Genomic DNA, 18,453 nt, shown 5'->3' with positions numbered 1-18,453 from the left:
ACGGCCGGGTGGCTCACGCCTCCACCGCGGCCTCCTCGCCGTCCGCCGGGCCCTCGGGAACGAACCCCGGCAGCCACTCCGCCAACTCCTCACGCAGACGCACCGTCGCCCCCAGCTGGCACAGCACACCGATCGTGCTCAGGGTCACCCGGTGGATCAGAAGGTACGACGGCGGCAGGTTCAGCTGCCTGCCGAGCTGGTAGGCGGGGGAGCGGGGGTCGGCGATCCGGGCCGCCTGACTGCGCATCCAGCCGCGAGTGAAGGTGAACTCCTCGACCTGGGCCGGTTCGATGATCGGCAGCAGGTAGTCCAGCACCGCGTCCGGATCCAGCTCTATGGTCTCCTTCACGAACCCCTCCGCACTGAGGAGCTCGTAGACCGCCTCGGCCTCCCCGTCGAGGGTCATGCGCAGGGACTCGCCGATGGTGGCCGGCAGGCCGCCCGGCAGCCGGTCGACCGTGCCGAAGTCCAGGACACCCAGACGCCAGTCGTCCTCGCCCTCCGGGCCGCCGGGCAGGAGCCGGAAGTTGCCCGGGTGCGGATCGGCGTGCAGCAGGCCGGTACGGGCGGAACCGGAGAACAGGAAGCGGGCCAGGAGCTGACCGGCCCGGTCACGCTGCTCCGGGGAGCCGTCCGCGATGATCTCCGACAGCGGGATGCCGTCGATCCACTCGGTGATCAGGACCTGGTCGGACTGATGGACCACCTGCGGCACGAGCACGTCCGGGTCGTCCGCGAACTCCTCCGCATGGGCCTGCTGGGCCTGGGCCTCCAGGCCGTAGTCCAGCTCCTCCGAGACGCGGTCCTTCAGCTCCGCGATCAGCGGCTTGATGTCCATGCCGGGGATCAGCGGACCGAGCAGGCGGGAGAAGCGGCTCAGCTGGTTGAGATCGGACAGCAGGGCCTCGCCCGCGCCCGGGTACTGCACCTTGACCGCCACCTCGCGGCCGTCATGCCACACCCCGCGGTGCACCTGACCGATCGAGGCCGCCGCGGCGGGCTTGTCCTCGAACTCCAGGAACAGCTCCTGCCAGCCCTCACCGAGCCGCTCCTCCAGAACGGCGTGCACGGTGCGCGTCGGCATCGGCGGCGCCGCCTCCTGGAGCTTGGTCAGCGCGGCCCGGTAGGGACCTGCCACCTCCTCGGGCAGTGCCGACTCGAAGACGGACAGGGCCTGGCCGAACTTCATCGCGCCGCCCTTGAGTTCTCCGAGCACCTTGAACAGCTGCTCAGCCGTCCGCTGTTGGAGCTCGCGGCCGACGAGCTCCGCGGACTCGCCGACGATTCGCTCGCCGAATCCCCAGGTCGCCCGCCCGGCGATGCCGAGCGGGAGCGCGGCGAGCTTGGCGGTCCTGGTGACCGCCTTCCGGGGAAGATCAGACATGCGCCCTCCAAGTCCCAGCCGGCCGCTCCGCCGCTGCCTCACGGCACTGCGCCGACGGCCGTTGCACCGCCATTGTCCCCTCCGACTCCCCGTCCTCCGAGAGGTGCTCCCCTTTTCCTCTCTCCGCCGCAGCGCACGGGCATGCCGGATGCGCCAGGACGGGCCGCGCATGCCAGTGAAGAGCGGGCAGGGAGACCTCCCAGCGCGCCCCCGCCGTGGTCGGCACCCGGCCGTCCAGGAAGGCGAGCGCGTGGGCGGCGGCCAGTCCGGCCACGGTCGTGGCCAGCGTCAGGTCGCAGGGCCGCACGTGCCGCTGCCTGCCGGAGCGCCACTGGGCGACCAGCCGCGGCCAGGTCGGGTCCCGATCGGTACGGCTCTCGTGCAGACAACCCGCGCATCCGGTCTCTCCGGGCAGGACGAACGGACCGACCACGCCGGTCCCCTCCACGACACCGGCGTACAGATGGGGCGTCCCGGAGGACATCAGGGGCTCGGCGGCGGCCGGATCGGGCGCGTGCACCGCGACGTCGTCACGCGGAGCGACGATCACCAGCGAGAAACCCGGGTCACCTTCCTCCGGGGCCGCGTGGGCCGTCGAGCGGCGCTGTCGCCTGCCCGGGGCCGCCCGTCGCACGGCACGGCGGGCCGACTCGTCCCTGCGGTCGCCGACAGCGTCAGCGGGCAGCCCACCCGGGGCGACGTCCCAAGGCTCCACACGGCCGCCGTCGAGTACGTCGACCTCGCCCACGCCGGCCCCCGCCAGCAGTGAGGCCAGGACGGCTCCCACGCGGCCCGCGCCCCGCACCTGGACGCGCTGTGAGCGCCGGGCGGCCAGCCGGCTGATGGCGTCGCCGGGTTCCGAGGTGGTCAGGGACAGGGTGGCCAGGTCGGGACGCAGCCGGTCGAGGACCTCCTTCTTCTTCCGCAGGGCGTCGGCGGCCGGTCCGCCGCCCCGTGCGTCGTCGAGGAGCCCGGCCCGCGCGAGCCGCCGTACCAGCCCGTCGACATGGCCGTCGGGCAGATCCATACGGCGGCCCTCCTCGCGCAGCAGCTCCATCCCCCGTGTTCCGTTCAGCAGGTCGAGGTAACTGCCCGTCGCCAGGTCCATCGGGCCGAGCGTCATCGCATGCGCCGGTGTCATCCCGAACTGCACGGTGTTGAGGTCGCGCCAGCCGCGCCTGAGCGCGGGCTTCACCATCGGATGCATGAAAGGGCCCCCGTATGTAATAGATCATCCCCGTATGTCGACCGGACGCGAGCGCAGCCCGAGACCGACGCAGAGCGCGGCCCCTGGTCCCGGACCGACCTGCCCAGCGCATCGCCGACAACAGCAAGCATGCCGAAACCCGCCGTCGGCCGCCGGAAGTTGTCCACAGGCGTGCGGATTCGTCGTACAAATCCGGCGGCCGGTGAGGGCATCGGCAGCGAACCGTCCTGGAGCCGGGACTTCCCCGGGTGCAGCGGGTAACGTCGGGGCGTGCCCGCCGACCCACTGCACCGCGCCGGAAAGCCACACCGCAGCACGACGAGTCAGCCGCCGAGCGGCTCGGGGGCGAGCGCGATCGAGGTCCGCAGGAGCAGCCGCCGCCGCAGAACGGTCTCCGCGTACCGCGAGGGCGATCGCACCGTGGTGCTCATCCCCGCCCGGATGTCCGAGGCGGAGGAGCAGCGCTGGGTGAACGTCATGCTCGACAAGCTGGCCGCCCAGGAGAGCAAGCGGTCCCTCGGCGACACCGAGCTGGCCGCGCGGGCCCGGCAGCTTTCGGACCAGTACTTCGCCGGGCGGGCCCGGCCCGCCTCGGTGCGCTGGGTGACCAACCAGAACACGCGCTGGGGATCCTGCACTCCGTCCGAGGGCAGCATCCGCCTGTCGCACCGTCTCCAGGGCATGCCCGAGTACGTCGTCGACTACGTCCTCCTCCACGAACTCGCCCATCTGCTCGTCCCCGGACACGGCCCCCGTTTCTGGGAGTTGCTGAAGGCCTATCCGCGCACGGAGCGGGCCCGGGGCTATCTCGAAGGTGTCGCCGCCGCCGAGCGGTTGCCGCACGTGCCCGGCGCGCGGGGTGAGCGCTCGGCGGAGTGAGCGGCTGGGGAAGTGAGCGGTTGAGGAGCGGCCGGGGTGAGTGACCGCTTTCCCCGGGCGAGCAGCGGATACGGCCGGGCGCGGGTTCTGTACCGGGTCTGTACCGACTGCGTCCGGTGTCAGGGTTTGCCGTTAGCCTGGCGCGACGCAATCACGTTCTGGATGGGGGACGGTCGTTACGCATGGCCAGGGAATTCCAACGCGGCCACAAGGCCAGGATCAGTGACCTCACCGCGGGCACGGATCTGTACGTAGGCGTGCAGATCTCCGGCCCCGGACTGAGCTTCGACATCAGCTGCTTCGGCCTCGACGCCGACGAACGGCTCTCGGACGACCGGTACTTCGTCTTCTACAACCAGCCGAAGTCCCCCGAGGAGGCCGTTCAGCTCCTGGGCGCCCAGGCGGGCGACACGGAGAGCTTCCGGGTGACGCTCGACCGGATCCCGTCACAGATCCAGAAGCTGTCCTTCACGGCGACGCTCGACGGCGCCGGGCAGATGTCGCAGATCGCCCCCGGCTACATCCGTATCGTCGCGGGCGGCGAGGAAGTGGCCCGCTACCCCTTCAGCGGCTCGGAGTTCTCCACCGAACGGGCCGTCATGCTGGGCGACTTCTACCTGAAGGACGTCTGGCGGTTCGCCGCCGTCGGGCAGGGCTTCGACGGCGGACTCGACGCGCTGCTGAAGAACTTCGGCGGCGAGGTGGCCGAGGAGGAGACGCCCGCGCCCGCACCGCAGCAGCCGCAGGCCGGCACCGCCCCGGGCTTCGCGCCGCCCGCGTTCGGCGTCCCCGCGACCCCAGAACCCGCCCCGGCCCCCGCTCCCGCCCCGGCCCCCGCTCCCGCACCGGCACCGCTCCCGGCCCCCGCGCCCCAGCCCGCCGCGCAGGGCTTCGCGCCCCCGGCGGGCGCCACGCCGCCCCCGGCGCCGGGTCCCGCTCCCCAGGTGCACGCCGCCCCGACCATCGTCGCGCCCATGACCACTCAGCCCGGCGGCTCCCCGGTGCCACCTCCGGCCCCGGCGCCCGCGCCGTACGGCCAGCCCGGCCAGCAGCAGCCGCCGTACGGCCAGGCCCCCGGCCAGACGGCCCCGCCGCCCCCCGGCTACGGCTACCCCCAGGCGCCCCAGGCGCCCCAGGCCCCGGCCCCGCCGCCCGGTTACGGCCAGCCCACCCCGCCGCCCGGCTACGGCCAGCAGCCGCCGTTCGGACAGGCGGGACAGGCCCCGCATGCCCAGGCCCCCTACGGCGCTCCCCAAGGGGCGCCCCAGGGCGCTCCGCAGGGCCCCGGCGTCACCGCCGCGCTCCAGCAGTTCAAGGAGACCCCCACCGGGCAGCGCTGGACGCAGCAGAACAAGAAGCTCGTGCGCGTGGACCTCGGCATCGGCGGCCAGCCCGTACTGGCCCGGCAGGGCAGCATGGTGCTCTACCAGGGCAAGGTCGACTTCAGCTACAAGGGCGCCGGCTTCGCCGGCCGGATCGTGGGCAACGCGACCGGCCAGGAGATGCAGTTGATGCGCTGTACGGGCCAGGGACAGGTGTTCCTCGCCGAGAACTCGACCATGCTGCACCCCATCGAGCTCCAGGGCGACGCCGTCTGTGTCTCGGCGGAGAACGTCCTGGCCTTCGACGAGACCCTCCAGTACGAGGTCCGCCGCATCGAGGGGCACGGCATCCCCGGGGGCGCCCTGTTCACGATGCAGTTCCAGGGCACCGGCACCATCGTCGTCAAGACGCACGGCACGCCCGTCGTCCTGCCCGTCACACCCACCACCTTCGCCGACTGCAACGCCGTGGTCGCCTGGTCGGCCGCCGCCCAGGTCGTCGTCTCCAGCCAGGTGCGGATGCGCCGCAACGCCTACCCCGGCGACACCGGGGAGAGCGTCAACCTCCAGTTCCGGGGTGCTCCCGGCAACTTCATCGTCGTCCAGCCGTACGAGGTCTGAGGGAGCCCGTCATGACACAGCAGCTCGCGGGCCACGCCCCCGCACCCGTCACCGCCCGCATGGAGAACCACGGCAACCACATGCTGAAGGTCGCCATGCAGACCGGGAACGACCTCCTCGCGCGCGTGGGGTCGATGGTCGCCTACGAAGGGTTCGTCCAGTACGAGCCCAACCCGCCGGCCGTGCGCCAGATCGCCAAGGACTGGCTCACCGGCGAGGGCGCGCCCCTGATGAAGTGCTCCGGCGACGGCCTGCTCTACCTCGCCGACTACGGCGCGAACGTCGTCGTCATCAACCTCAACGGCGACGGCATCTCCGTCAACGCCACGAACCTGCTCGCCTTCGACGCCCATCTGACGTGGGGCGTCGAGCGGGTCAAGGGCCTGGCGAAGTTCGCCGGGCAGGGCCTGTGGAACACCAGGATCTCCGGGCAGGGCTGGGTCGCGCTGACCTCCCGGGGCAAGCCCATCGTCGTCGACTGCGGAGGCGGCGAGGACGAGACGTACGTCGACCCCGACGCCCTGGTCGCCTGGTCCCCGAACCTCAAGGTGAAGGGCAAGCGCAGCTTCCGGGCGCAGTCGCTGATCGGCCGCGGCAGCGGCGAGGCCTACCAGATGGCCTTCTCCGGTCAGGGCATCGTCGTCGTCCAGCCCAGCGAGGACAGCACCGACCGTCTCCGGGTCCGGGGCTGAGGGGGAGCCAGAAAGCCATGCAGAGCCCGATTTTCGCCTACAACGAGCAGCAGACCCAGGACCGCTGGAGCCTGCAGAACAAGCAGATGCTGCGCGTCGCCCTGGAGGGCCACGACGACATCCTGGCCCGCAAGGGCACCATGGTCGCCTACCAGGGCCTCGTCGAGTTCGACGCCGAGTACCAGAGCAACGACCAGGCACGCGCGCGTGCGCACACCGGTGAGGGACTCGACCTGATGCGCTGCCACGGGCAGGGCACGGTCTACCTCGCCAACCTCAAGCAGCACATCCACGTGATGGAGGTGGACCAGGACGGCCTCACCGTCGACAGCAGCTATGTGCTGGCGATGGACTCCTCCCTGCACCACGAGGTCATCGCGGTCGACAGCCTGTACGGCATCTCCGGCTCCGGGAAGTACCAGCTCAACATCACCGGCCGGGGCAGGATCGCCCTGATGACCTCGGGCATGCCGCTGCTGTTGCAGGTGACGCCGGACAAGTACGTCAACTGCGACGCCGACGCGATCGTCGCCTGGTCGACGAGCCTGCGGGTGCAGATGCAGGCCCAGACGCACTCCTCGGGGGTGTGGCGGCGACGCGGCAGCACCGGCGAGGGGTGGGAGCTGAGCTTCATGGGCAGCGGTTTCGCGCTGGTCCAGCCCAGCGAGCTGCTGCCGCCGCAGGGTGCCCAGATCGGCTCCGGCCTCGCCGCGCAGTACGGCATGGGCCAGCAGGGGGCCCGGGGGCAGAACCAGGGCAATGTCTGGAGCTGAACGTTCCGCGGGTTCGGCCGGTGGGTCAAGGGGGCTGCGGGCCGGTTCTTGGCTGCGGGCCGTGGGGGGCTGGTCGCGCAGTTCCCCGCGCCCCTAAGGGTGCGCAGCCCGCCGTCGGGACCGAATGCTCCCCGCGCTCCCTCAGGGTGCGCAGCCCGCCGTCAGGACCGAATGCGAGGGGCGGCCGCCGCAGCGGTCGCCCCTCGCACATGCTCAGGCCGCAAGTCTCGCGCGCGTCGCTTCCAGCAGCCGCACCACCGACTCGTCGGCGACCTCCGGAACCTCGTCGTAGCCGAACCAGCGCACGTCGAGCGATTCGTCGCTGACGGCGTGCGCGGCGTCCGGCGGCGCCAGCACGGCGTACTGGACGTCGAAGTGGCAGTGGCAGGGCGGCGGGATCGGGTGCCGGTCGAGGCGCACCGGGCCGCCCGGCAGCAGCGACAGCCCCGAGACGCCGGACTCCTCCGTCGCCTCACGCAGGGCCGCGCCGGCCAGGGAGGAATCGCCCGCTTCGCAGTGGCCGCCCATCTGAAGCCACATCCGCAGCTTCCTGTGCAGGGTCAGCAGCACCCGGCCGGCCTCCGGGTCGATCACCAGGGCGCTCGCCGTGATGTGGCCCGCCCGGCAGGCCTTCCACAGGCCGTCCGGGTGCTCCGCCAGGTGGTCCAGGTAGGCCTGGCGCAGCTCCGTCTGGTCCTCGTAGCCCTTGAGCACGAGGACCGCGTCGTCGAACAGGCTCACTCGGCGTCGTCGCCCTTGCCCTCGCCGTCGTCCTTCTTCTTCCTGAGGTCGGGCTTGTCGGCCGCCTCACCGAGCATCTTGTCGAGCTCGGAGAAATCGATCTGCTCGCGGTGCACGAAGCCGTCCGGGTCGTCCAGGTCGGTCGCCGTCGGCAGCATGTCCGGGTGGGCCCACACGGAGTCCCGGCCGTCGACACCCCGCGCGTCCGTGAGCGAGGCCCACAGCCGGGAGGCGTCACGCAGGCGGCGCGGGCGCAGCTCCAGACCGATCAGCGTGGCGAACGTCTGCTCGGCCGGGCCGCCCGAGGCACGGCGACGGCGCAGCGTCTCCCGCAGGGCGTCCGCGGACGACAGACGGGGTTTCGCGGCGGCGTGGACCACGGCGTCCACCCAGCCCTCGACGAGGGCCAGAGCCGTCTCCAGACGGGCCAGGGCGGCCTTCTGCTCGGGCGTGTCCTCCGGCTGGAACATGCCCTGCTGGAGTGCCTCCTGCAACTGCTCGGGGTTCTGCGGGTCGAACTGGCCGACCACGTCCTCCAGCTTGGCCGTGTCGACCTTGATGCCGCGGGCGTAGCCGTCGACCGCGCCGAACAGATGCGAGCGCAGCCACGGCACGTGCGCGAAGAGGCGCTGGTGGGCGGCCTCACGCAGGGCGAGGTACAGCCGCACCTCCTCCTGGGGGACGCTCAGGTCCTTGCCGAACGTCTCGATGTTGACCGGCAGCAGCGCGGCCTTGCCGGCCGGGCCCAGCGGCAGGCCGATGTCGGACGAGCCGACGACCTCACCGGCGAGCACACCGACGGCCTGCCCGATCTGCGTGCCGAACATGGCGCCGCCCATCGAGCGCATCATGCCGATCAGCGGGCCGGCCATGGCCTGCATCTCCTCCGGCAGGACGTCACCCATGGCGGTGCCGACGCGCTCGGCGACCGGGTCGACGAGCTCCTTCCAGGCGGGCAGGGTCGCCTCGACCCACTCCGCGCGGCTCCAGGCCACCGCGGAACCGGCGCCCGACGGCAGCGACGTGGCGTCGTCGAGCCAGAGGTCGGCCAGGCGGACGGCCTCCTCGACGGCCTTGCGCTCGGCGGGGCCGACGCTCGTGTCCTTGGTGCCGTCAGGACTGCCCTGGGAGACAGTCTGGCGGGCGATCTGCTTGGCCATGTCCCAGTTCACCGGGCCGCCCTCGTAGGAGAGCATCTGGCCCAGCTGCTGGAACGCGGCGCCCAGGTCGTTGGGGTTCAGAGAGCCGAACATGGCTGCGAACGGATTGTCCGCACCGGGGCCACCAGGGCCGCCGCCAAAGCCTCCGGCTCCGGGCAGGCCGCCGAAACCGAACGGATTGGCCGGTCCCTGACCACCACCGCTCTCCTGGTCCTTCTTCTTGCCCTCGTCGCCGTCGTCCGGCTCCTCCGGCGGAAGGCCGAATCCGAATGGGGTGTCACTCACGGGATTCCTCGGCTTGTAGGGCCACCGGTTCTTTCCGGCGGCGCGGCTGCCCGACAACACCACCCAGCGTAGACACCTGGGGCGGATCGGGCCTCGGTGCTTCGCCGACTGACAGCCTGCGGCAGGATGGATGCCACCTGGTACGCATGCGTCGCACGCGCTCGTACTGAAGACAACCGCTGGAGACGCCCGGTGAGTTCCCCAGATCCGCAGGTTCGCGCAGCGCGAAACCAGTCAACCAGTCCCGCGAGCGCCGCGGCGCGCGGACCCGTCGTCGCTGTCACCGGCGCCGCCTACGGCGTCGGCGCCCTGCTCACGGAGCAGCTCGCCGCGTCGGACGAGGTCAAGCAGGTCGTGGCCATCGACGAGCGGCGCGGCGAGTGCGCGGCGGCCCAGTGGCACATCCTGGACGTACGGGATCCGGCCATCGCGGAGAAGCTGCGCGGGGCGGACGTGGTGGTGCACCTGGCGCTGGACCTGGACCTGGAGACCGACGCGGCCGCCCGGACGGCCTACAACGTACGGGGGACACAGACGGTCCTGACGGCGGCCGCGGCGGCCGGTGTGCACCGGGTCGTGCTGTGCACCTCGACGATGGTCTACGGGGCCCTGCCGGACAACGAACTGCCGCTGTCGGAGGACGCCGAACTGCAGGCCACGGCGGAGGCGACGGGCGTCGGCGACCTGCTGGAAGTCGAACGGCTGGCGCGCCGGGCGCCGCGGGCGCACCCGGGGCTGAACGTCACCGTGGTGCGTCCCGCCGTCCTGGTCGGCGGCACCGACACCGCGCTGACCAGGTACTTCGAGTCCCCTCGACTGCTCGTCGTCGCCGGTTCGCGGCCCGCGTGGCAGTTCTGCCATGTCGAGGACCTGTGCAGCGCGCTGGAGTACGCCGTCCTGGAGAAGGTCGAGGGAGAACTGGCCGTCGGCTGCGACGGATGGCTGGAGCAGGAGGAGGTCGAGGAGCTCAGCGGCATCCGGCGGATGGAGCTGCCCTCGGCGGTCGCGCTCGGTGCGGCGGCGCGACTGCACCGGATCGGGCTCACCCCGTCCCCGGCCGGGGACCTGGCCTACACGATGTACCCCTGGGTGGTGAGCGGCAGCCGGCTGCACGAGGCCGGGTGGCGGCCCCGGTACACCAACGAGGAGGTGCTGGCGGAGCTCCTGGAAGAGGTCTCCGGCCGGCACACGGTGGCCGGGCGGCGACTGGGCCGCAAGGACGCGACGGCCGCGGGTGCCGCGGGTGCGACGGTGGCGCTGCTGGGCGCGGCGGCGGTGGTGCGGCGGGCCCGGAAGGCCCGGCGCCGCATCTGACGCGCCGCCCAGGACCGGCGTGTCCCGTGCCCTCGTAGGAGAGTCCGACGCGTACGCGCGCGTGCCGGTCGATGGCTCTATTCCGCGCCGTCCGTCGCGTGCGGCACGATGGGGGCATGGCATCCACGATCGATCACCCCGGTGAGCAGGCCGCGCAGGACCCGATCAAACTGATCGGGATTCGGGACACGGCCCTCTCCGTCGACGAGGTGTTCCGGGCCGTCGGGGACGACGCGGCCGGCGGCACCGCGCTCTTCGTGGGGACGGTGCGCAACCACGACGGGGGCGCCGACGTGGCGGAGCTGGCGTACTCGTGCCACCCCAGCGCCGAGGCCGAGATGAGGCGGATCGCCGAGAAGGTCGTCGCCGACTTCCCGGTGCGGGCGCTGGCGGCCGTGCACCGGGTGGGGGACCTCCGGGTCGGGGACCTCGCCGTGGTCGTCGCCGTCTCGTGTCCGCATCGCGGAGAGGCCTTCGAGGCCTGCCGGAAGCTGATCGACGACCTGAAACACGAAGTGCCCATCTGGAAGCACCAGAGGTTCTCCGACGGCACCGAGGAGTGGGTGGGCGCCTGCTGATCCGGGAGGCGGGCTCTCCGGTTGCGTAACCCCACCCCTGGCGTGAGCGTTGTCACTGCGGATGGTTAATCTGCTGATCAGTCAGTTGCGGACGCTCAAAGGGGTTGGAGGTCGGCATGGCGGCGCTCGCCTGGTTGCTGATTCCGCTTGTGGCTGCGATCGGCGGCGGCCTCTGGGGCAGTTGGGCCAACCGGACCCGAAAGGCCCGTGGTGACGGCCCGGAGCTCATCGGGTACGCCCGCTTCCGGGAGGCCATGGAGAAGCCCCGACCGGGCAGCTGAAGCCCAGGAAAACAGCAGGTCACCGTGGTGTGAGAGCTCAGGGCCGCCCCGGACGGGCGGCCCTGACGGTGCGCTGACAGGACCGTCCCGTACTGTCGAGTCATGCCACGCCGCACCGCGACGATGCTCGCCTCCACCCTGATGCTGATCGCGCTTTTGTGCGCGGGAGTGTTCATCCCCGTGCCGTATTCGGAGATGTCCCCGGGGCCCACGGTGAACACGCTCGGCGATCACGACGGCGAGCCGGTGCTGCAGATCGCGGGGCACAAGACCTACGCGACCAGTGGCCATCTGAACATGACCACGGTCCGGGTCACGAGCGCCGACTACCGGATGAACCTCGTCGAGGCCGTCTACGGCTGGCTCGCGCACGACAACAAGGTCGTGCCGCACGAGACGCTCTACCCGGACGGCAAGACCGAGGAGCAGTCGACCCAGGAGAACGCCGAGGAGTTCAGCCAATCCCAGGAGAGCGCCAAGGTCGCCGCGCTGAAGGAACTCGACGTCCCGGTGAAGTCGTGGGTGATCGTCTCGACGGTCGTGAAGGACTCCCCGGCCGAGGGCAAGCTGCACGCCGGGGACGTGATCAAGGCCGTCGACGGCACCGTGGTGAAGGAGCCGGCCGACGTGGCCAAGCTCGTCACGAAGCGCAAGCCGGGACAGGACGTCCGCTTCACGATCGTGCCCGCCAAGGAGCAGGTCGCAGCCGAGAAGGAGAAGCGGACACCGACCAGGACGCAGGAGATCACCATCACCACCACGACGTCCGAGGACGCGGGTGAGAAGCGCGCGATCGTGGGGATCTCCGCGGGGACCGACCACACGTTCCCGTTCACCGTCGACATCAAGCTGGCCGACGTCGGCGGGCCGAGCGCCGGTCTGATGTTCGCGCTCGGCATCTACGACAAGCTCACGCCGGGCAGTCTGACCGGGGGCAAGTTCGTGGCCGGCACGGGGACGATCGACGACCGGGGCAAGGTCGGGCCGATCGGCGGCATCGAGATGAAGACCGTGGGCGCGCGGGCGAAGGGCGCGCGGTACTTCCTGACGCCCGCGGACAACTGCGCCGCCGCGGCCAAGGACACCCCCGAAGGCCTCACCCTGATCAAGGTCGACACCATCGGGGACGCCCTGGGCGCCCTCAAGGACCTGCGCAGCGGCGACACCGCCGCTCTGCCGAAGTGCGGCAGCTAGTGCGGCGGACCGGAACCGGCGGCAGGTAGTGCGGCCGGCCGGAACCGGCGGCAGGTAGTGCGGCCGGCCGGAACCGGCGGCAGGTAGCGCGGCCGGCCGGAGCCCGGCCCCGGCCGCACGGCCGCTCGGCAGCACGGCCGCCCGGCTACTCCTCGAACGTCGCCGCCAGGGCCTCCGCCAGCCCCGGCACCAGGTCGGAGCCGGTGAGGACCTCCGTGGGGGAGTCCTTCTCGCGCAGTCGCAGGGCCGACTCGCGGGTGCCGTCGCGCTGGACCGCGACCGTCATCCGGACCTCCTGGCGCTCCGGGTGCTCCGCCACCCACTTCGACAGCGCGGCCTCGTCGAGATCCCGGGGCACCTGGGCCTCCGCGGACGGCGGCAGCATCAGGCGCTCCACGGCGAGGGCGCAGCCGGCCACCGCGTCGGGCCAGGCGATGGTGGCGAGGAACTCGTCGAGCGGCTTGCCCGTTGGAACCTCGTCCTGCTCGATCGGGGTGAGGCCGGAGTTCTCCGGCTCGTCGTCCAGACCGAGCCGGTCCGCGAGCGACGGCTGTTCGGACCGGAGCCGTGCGGTGTCGACGAGGGCGAAAAGGCGGGCGGGCTGGTCCCAGCCGAGGCCGGAGACGTACTCGTCGATCTCGAGGACGGCCCGGGTGAGCGGGTTCGCAGCCATGGGAGTGTTGGACATGGTCACAATCCTGCCTCGTTCCTGACCGGAATCGGGAACCGAGTAAACGGTGAGTAAGTTGCATAGGTGGGGGCCCGCGATCACGGGGGCCGCGCAGGGTCCGTGAAGACGCGGGCCTGACGAATCAACAGCGACATTCGAGGTGCGCACCTTGGCTTTCCAGATGCCGGACCGCGGCGGAGGCCCGACGGGGCCGCGGATCAGAGTGGGCCGCCCGTCCCGGCGAGTCCGGACCCTGCTCATGACGCTGGGCGTCCTGGCCGTCCTCGGCATGGCGTTCACCATGTTCGCGGGGTTTTGGACGGACTGGCTCTGGTACCGGTCGGTGAACTACTCGTCGGTCTTCACCACCACCCTGTGGACCAAGATCGGGCTCTTCTTCGTCTTCGGTCTGCTCATGGCCCTCGCGGTCGGCTTCAACATCTGGCTGGCGCACCGGCTCCGGCCGCCGCTGAGCGCCATGTCGATGGAGCAGCAGAACCTCGACCGCTACCGGATGGGCATCGCGCCCTACAAGAAGTGGCTGCTGCTCGGGATCACCGCCCTGGTCGGTCTGATCGCCGGCGCATCCGCTTCGGGCCAGTGGCGGACCTGGCTGATGTGGGTCAACGGCGTGCCCTTCGGGCAGAAGGACCCCCAGTTCAAGCTGGACGTCGCCTTCTACGCCTTCGACCTGCCCTGGTACCGGTTCCTGCTCGGCTTCGGCTTCGCCGCCGCGATCCTCTCGGTGATCGCCGCCGCGCTCACGCACTACCTCTACGGCGGGCTGCGCGTCACCAGCCCGGGCGCCCGCGCCACGGCGGCCGCCACCGGGCACCTGTCGGTGCTCATCGGTGTCTTCGTGGCCCTCAAGGCGGTCGCGTACTGGCTCGACCGGTACGGACTCGCGGTCAAGTCCAGCGACTTCCGCGCGACCGACAACTGGACGGGCCTGAGGTACGTCGACGCCAACGCCTACCTGCCGGCCAAGACGATCCTGTTCTGCATCGCCGTCATCTGCGCGCTGCTGTTCTTCGCCACCCTCTGGCGGCGCACCTGGCAGCTGCCCGTGATCGGCTTCGGCCTGATGGTGCTCTCCGCGATCCTCATCGGCGGCCTGTACCCGGCGATCGTGCAGAAGTTCCAGGTCCAGCCGAACGAGCAGGCCAAGGAAGCGCCGTACGTCGAGAAGAACCTCGAGGCGACGCGCAAGGCGTACGGCATCGACGGCACCAAGGTCACGGACTACTCGGGCACCAGCAAGACCGAGGACAAGACCAAGCTGCGCGACGACGTCGACTCCACGGCGAGCGTCCGGATCATGGACCCGAACATCGTCTCGCCGACGTTCCAGCAGCTCCAGCAGATCAGGAACTACTACGCGTTCCCGACCAATCTGGACGTCGACCGCTACGCCAAGGACGGCAAGGACCAGGACACGGTCATCGGCCTGCGTGAGCTGAACCTCGCGGGCATCCCGAAGAAGAACTGGATCAACAACCACTTCCGTTACACCCACGGCTTCGGAGCGGTCTCCGCCGAGGGCACCAGCGCCGACGCCCAGGGCCGGCCGGTCTTCACGGAGTCCGACCTGCCGTCCAAGGGCGACCTCGGCACGTACGAGCAGCGCGTCTACTACGGCGAGAAGACCACCACGTACTCGATCGTCGGCGGTCCCCAGAAGGAGATCGACTACTCCGACGACAACGGCGAGAAGACCACCAGCTACAAGGGCGACAGCGGGGTCAACCTCTCCAACCCGGTCAACCGGGCCGCGTACGCGGTGGCGTTCGGCGAACCGCAGATCCTCTACTCCGGTGCCATCGGCGACGGTTCGCGGATCCTGTACAACCGCACGCCCAAGGAGCGCGTCGAGTCGGTCGCCCCGTGGCTGACCATCGACGGCGACGCCTACCCGGCGGTGGTGGACGGCCGGATCCAGTGGATCGTCGACGCGTACACGACGACGAACGGATACCCGTACTCCTCGCGTACGACCCTCGGCGACACCACGGCCGACTCGCTGACCGCCACCAACGACAACCGCGCGGTGGTGGCCCAGCAGAACCAGGTCAACTACATCCGCAACTCGGTGAAGGCGACCGTCGACGCGTACACCGGCAAGGTCAAGCTCTACCAGTGGGACACCAAGGACCCGGTCCTGAAGACCTGGATGAAGGCCTTCCCGGACACGGTGGAGCCCAAGAGCGACATCTCCAAGGGCCTGATGGACCATCTGCGCTACCCGCAGGACCTGTTCAAGGTCCAGCGGGAGCTGCTCACCCGCTACCACGTGAAGGACGCGACGACGTTCCTCAGCGGCAGCGAGGTGTGGCAGGTGCCGGACGACCCGACGAACCGCTCGGGCAGCGCGGTGCCGCCGTACTACCTGAGCATGAAGATGCCCGACCAGCAGGCGCAGGCGTTCTCGTTGACGACGACCTTCACGCCCAACGGCCGGGACAACCTCAGTGCCTTCATGGCGGTCGACGCGGAAGCCGGCACCAGTGACTACGGCAAGATCAGAATCCTGAAACTGCCGACCAACACCACGGTGAACGGGCCCAAGCAGGTCCAGAGCCAGTTCAACTCCCAAGAGGACATCGCCGAGTCCATCAGGCTCCTGAGAGGCGGCGACTCCGAGGTGGAGTACGGCAATCTGCTGACGGTCCCCCTCGACGGAGGACTGCTCTACGTGGAGCCGGTCTACGTACGCGGTGGTGGACTGAAGTACCCGCTGCTGCGGAAGGTCCTGGTGACCTACGGAGGCCAGACCGCCTTCGAGAACACGCTCGACGAGGCCCTCAACAAGGTCTTCGGAGCGGAAGGCACGAGTCCTGAGCCACCGGCCGACGGTGATACGACACCACCGCCGACGTCCGACAACCCGACGGTCCAACAGGCCCTGGAAGATGCCCAGAAGGCGTTCGACGCGGGCCAGGACGCCCTGAAGAAGAACGACTGGGAGGCGTACGGCCGGGCGCAGAAGGACCTGGAGGACGCCCTGCAGCGGGCCGAGGACGCGCAGGCCTCGGCGAGCCGGCCCGGCGGTGCCGGGGGCGGCGAGAGCAAGCCCAGCGGCAGTCCGAGCGGCAGTCCGAGTCCAAAGCCGAGCAGCTGAGGCCCTGGCCTGGTCAAATGCCCATCCCGCGCCGTGATACGGTTGTGAACACAACGGCGCGGGGTGGAGCAGCTCGGTAGCTCGCTGGGCTCATAACCCAGAGGTCGCAGGTTCAAATCCTGTCCCCGCTACTGAAGTCGCGATGTCCGAGTGACAGTGCGACACCGAAGGCCCGGATTCCACACAGGAATCCGGGCCTTCGTGATGTGTGAACGCTTGTGCTGCGGCGTGCTGCGGCCGCGCCGCCGGGGGGAGTTGTGCAATCTGTGTTTGACTTGTCTCTCTGTGGGCATGTCGACAAAACGCTGTAGTGACCTCAATGGCTGCGGTATACCAGGTGTACCCCGGTTGCGGGTGGTGCGACGATGGACGTTATGGGGGACAAGGGAACTCTGTTCGAGACAGGGCGTTTTGTGCAGCCTTCCAGCCGGGAGGACACCGAGACCCCGGACGAGACCGGGGAGATCGCCGACGAGGCGGCCGAGGAACTGCGTCAGCGGCTCGCCGCGGAGGCCGGCGACGTCGAGGCGATGAGTGTCCTCGGGGCCATGCTGCTGCGCCGTGGTGATCTCGACGGTGCCGAATCCCATCTGCGTGCCGCCACCGCAGCGGGCGACCGCGCCGCGGCCAACAACCTCGGCGTCCTCCTCCATCAGCGCGGTTACGCCGACGAGGCCGCCGGCTGGTGGCGGATCGCCGCCGTCGCCGGATCCGCGGCGGCCGCGCACGCCCTCGGCCGGCACCACCGCGAGCGCGGCGACGAACCCGCCGCCGAGTACTGGCTGCGCCAGTCCGCCGAACAGGGCCACACCCTGGGCGCGTACGCCCTCGCCGACCTGCTGGAGCACCGCGGCGACGCCGCGGCCGAACAGTGGCTGCGGGTCGCGGCCGAACGCGGGCACCGGGAGGCGGCGTACCGGCTGGCGCGGGCGCTGGACCGGAACGCGACACGGGGGGCCGACGGTGACAACGGTGTCCCGGCACCGGCGGAGGCCGAGCAGTGGTACCGCCAGGCCGCCGCGCGCGGCCACCGGCGGGCGGCGCTGCACCTCGGGGCGATCTTGGAGAAGCGCGGTGAGCTCAAGGAGGCCGGGCGGTGGTACCTGACGTCCGCCAAGGACGGCGAGGCGCGGGCCGCCTGCGCCCTCGGGTTCCTGCTGCGCGACGCGGGCGACACCGAGAACGCGGCCGTGTGGTGGCTGCGGGCCGCCCAGGACGGCGACGGCAATGCCGCGAACGCGCTGGGCGCCCTGCACGCCGAGCGGGGCGAGACCCAGACCGCCGAGCGGTGGTACCGGGCCGCGATGGACGCGGGCGACGTGAACGGCGCGTACAACCTGGGGCTGCTCTGCGCCGAACAGGGGCGCACCCAGCAGGCCGAGCAGTGGTACCGGCGCGCGGCCTACGCCGGGCACCGGGAAGCCGCGAACGCGCTGGCGATCCTGCTGCTGCGGGGCGGGGACGAGTCGGGCGCGGAGCCGTGGTTCTCCAAGGCCGCGGAGGCCGGCAGCGTGGACGCCGCTTTCAACCTGGGCATCCTCCACGCCGGCCGGGGCGAGGAGCAGGCCGCGCTGCGCTGGTACGAGCAGGCCGCCGCGGCCGGGCACACCGAGGCGGCGCTCCAGGTCGGCATGGCGCGGCTGCGGGACGGCGACGAGCAGGAGGCCGAGCGGCACCTGCGGTGTGCGGCCGGAGGCGGGAGCGCGGAGGCCGCGTACCGGCTGGCGACCGTGCTCGACGCCCGGCGGCCGCCGGAGCCGGCGCACGAGCTCGGGGAGCCGGTGCACCGGCGCAGCGAGTGCGAGGAGTGGTACGAGCGGGCGGCCTCGCAGGGGCACCGGCGGGCGCAGGTCCGGGTCGGCATGCTCGCGGCGGCCCGGGGGGACGTCGTCGAGGCGGCTCGGTGGTACCGGGAGGCGGCCGAGGCCGGGTCCCGCAACGGTGCGTTCAATCTCGGGCTGCTGCTGGCCCGGGAGGGGAGTGAGCCCGAGGCCGCCGTGTGGTGGACGCGGGCGGCTGATGCGGGGCATGGGCGGGCGGCGCTGCGGCTGGCCCTCGTCTACGCGCGTCGGGGGGAGCTGGCGGAGGGGCAGCGGTGGGCTGATCGGGCCGTGTCGCTGGGGCCGGCGTCGGTGACGGAGCGGGCGGAGCGGTTGCGGGATGCGCTTCGGCAGGAGCTGTCTGCGTGACGCCGGGTTTGTGAACGGGTGCTCGGCGTTGCTGCTGAGGGCGGG

Annotated in this window: 15 protein-coding genes and 1 tRNA gene; 11 read left to right on the top strand and 5 right to left on the bottom strand. The window is 71.1% G+C overall.

Annotated features, from left to right (window positions below):
* Window positions 1–13: 13 nt before the first annotated feature.
* On the bottom strand, window positions 14–1,384 hold the full coding sequence (locus ABEA82_RS06215) for an ABC1 kinase family protein (RefSeq protein ID WP_345660353.1): 1,371 nt from the start codon (window positions 1,382–1,384) through the stop codon (window positions 14–16).
* Complete coding sequence (locus ABEA82_RS06210; protein ID WP_345660352.1) at window positions 1,377–2,591, bottom strand: TOMM precursor leader peptide-binding protein; 1,215 nt, start codon at window positions 2,589–2,591, stop codon at window positions 1,377–1,379. Before ABEA82_RS06210 ends, ABEA82_RS06215 begins: the two co-directional genes overlap by 8 nt.
* 270 nt (window positions 2,592–2,861) lie before the next feature.
* Here ABEA82_RS06210 and ABEA82_RS06205 point away from each other — a divergent pair, with 270 nt between their 5' ends.
* From ABEA82_RS06205 to ABEA82_RS06190, 4 genes are all read left to right on the top strand, one after another.
* Window positions 2,862–3,470: a M48 metallopeptidase family protein gene (locus ABEA82_RS06205; RefSeq protein ID WP_345660351.1), complete on the top strand. Its 609-nt coding sequence runs from the start codon at window positions 2,862–2,864 to the stop codon at window positions 3,468–3,470.
* Between the two features lie 182 nt (window positions 3,471–3,652).
* Window positions 3,653–5,413: a TerD family protein gene (locus ABEA82_RS06200; RefSeq protein WP_345660350.1), complete on the top strand. Its 1,761-nt coding sequence runs from the start codon at window positions 3,653–3,655 to the stop codon at window positions 5,411–5,413.
* 11 nt (window positions 5,414–5,424) lie between these two features.
* The gene (locus tag ABEA82_RS06195) at window positions 5,425–6,105 is read left to right on the top strand and encodes an AIM24 family protein (RefSeq protein ID WP_037766080.1); all 681 of its coding nucleotides are present in this window, start codon (window positions 5,425–5,427) and stop codon (window positions 6,103–6,105) included.
* A gap of 17 nt (window positions 6,106–6,122) precedes the next feature.
* Complete coding sequence (locus ABEA82_RS06190) at window positions 6,123–6,878, top strand: AIM24 family protein (protein ID WP_345660349.1); 756 nt, start codon at window positions 6,123–6,125, stop codon at window positions 6,876–6,878.
* A gap of 213 nt (window positions 6,879–7,091) precedes the next feature.
* Here the strand turns inward: ABEA82_RS06190 and ABEA82_RS06185 are convergent, their stop codons facing one another.
* Both ABEA82_RS06185 and ABEA82_RS06180 read right to left on the bottom strand, forming a co-directional pair.
* On the bottom strand, window positions 7,092–7,619 hold the full coding sequence (locus tag ABEA82_RS06185) for an NUDIX hydrolase (RefSeq protein ID WP_345660348.1): 528 nt from the start codon (window positions 7,617–7,619) through the stop codon (window positions 7,092–7,094).
* On the bottom strand, window positions 7,616–9,064 hold the full coding sequence (locus ABEA82_RS06180) for a zinc-dependent metalloprotease (protein ID WP_345660347.1): 1,449 nt from the start codon (window positions 9,062–9,064) through the stop codon (window positions 7,616–7,618). The genes ABEA82_RS06185 and ABEA82_RS06180 overlap by 4 nt, the downstream gene beginning before the upstream one ends.
* A gap of 192 nt (window positions 9,065–9,256) precedes the next feature.
* Between ABEA82_RS06180 and ABEA82_RS06175 the strand changes: the two genes are divergently transcribed.
* The 4 genes from ABEA82_RS06175 (at window position 9,257) to ABEA82_RS06160 (ending at window position 12,431) form a co-directional block, all read left to right on the top strand.
* Complete coding sequence (locus ABEA82_RS06175; protein ID WP_345660346.1) at window positions 9,257–10,378, top strand: SDR family oxidoreductase; 1,122 nt, start codon at window positions 9,257–9,259, stop codon at window positions 10,376–10,378.
* Between the two features lie 116 nt (window positions 10,379–10,494).
* Window positions 10,495–10,956 carry a molybdenum cofactor biosynthesis protein MoaE gene (locus ABEA82_RS06170; protein ID WP_345660345.1) on the top strand — a complete coding sequence of 154 codons (462 nt, stop codon included), beginning with the start codon at window positions 10,495–10,497 and terminating at the stop codon, window positions 10,954–10,956.
* A 116-nt stretch (window positions 10,957–11,072) separates the two neighbouring features.
* Window positions 11,073–11,237, top strand: a complete 165-nt coding sequence (locus tag ABEA82_RS06165; protein ID WP_003992824.1) for a hypothetical protein — start codon at window positions 11,073–11,075, stop codon at window positions 11,235–11,237.
* 102 nt (window positions 11,238–11,339) lie between these two features.
* Window positions 11,340–12,431 carry a YlbL family protein gene (locus ABEA82_RS06160; protein WP_345660344.1) on the top strand — a complete coding sequence of 364 codons (1,092 nt, stop codon included), beginning with the start codon at window positions 11,340–11,342 and terminating at the stop codon, window positions 12,429–12,431.
* 145 nt (window positions 12,432–12,576) lie between these two features.
* On the opposite strand, the gene ABEA82_RS06155 is transcribed toward ABEA82_RS06160, so the two are convergent.
* Entirely contained in the window at window positions 12,577–13,119 is a 543-nt protein-coding gene (locus tag ABEA82_RS06155) for a PPA1309 family protein (RefSeq protein WP_345660343.1), read from the bottom strand.
* A gap of 163 nt (window positions 13,120–13,282) precedes the next feature.
* Here ABEA82_RS06155 and ABEA82_RS06150 point away from each other — a divergent pair, with 163 nt between their 5' ends.
* The 3 genes from ABEA82_RS06150 to ABEA82_RS06140 all read left to right on the top strand — a co-directional run bounded on the left by ABEA82_RS06150 (window position 13,283) and on the right by ABEA82_RS06140 (window position 18,408).
* Window positions 13,283–16,219, top strand: a complete 2,937-nt coding sequence (locus ABEA82_RS06150; RefSeq protein ID WP_345660985.1) for a UPF0182 family membrane protein — start codon at window positions 13,283–13,285, stop codon at window positions 16,217–16,219.
* 57 nt (window positions 16,220–16,276) lie between these two features.
* A tRNA-Met gene (locus ABEA82_RS06145) sits at window positions 16,277–16,350 on the top strand.
* Window positions 16,351–16,584: 234 nt separating this feature from the next.
* On the top strand, window positions 16,585–18,408 hold the full coding sequence (locus tag ABEA82_RS06140; protein WP_345660342.1) for a tetratricopeptide repeat protein: 1,824 nt from the start codon (window positions 16,585–16,587) through the stop codon (window positions 18,406–18,408).
* The last annotated feature ends 45 nt before the right edge of the window (window positions 18,409–18,453 follow it).

This window comes from Streptomyces venetus (assembly GCF_039540295.1).
Taxonomy (GTDB): Bacteria; Actinomycetota; Actinomycetes; order Streptomycetales; family Streptomycetaceae; genus Streptomyces; species Streptomyces venetus.
The sequence above is the reverse complement of the archived record's forward strand: the minus strand, read 5'-3'. Positions and strand labels throughout refer to the sequence as shown.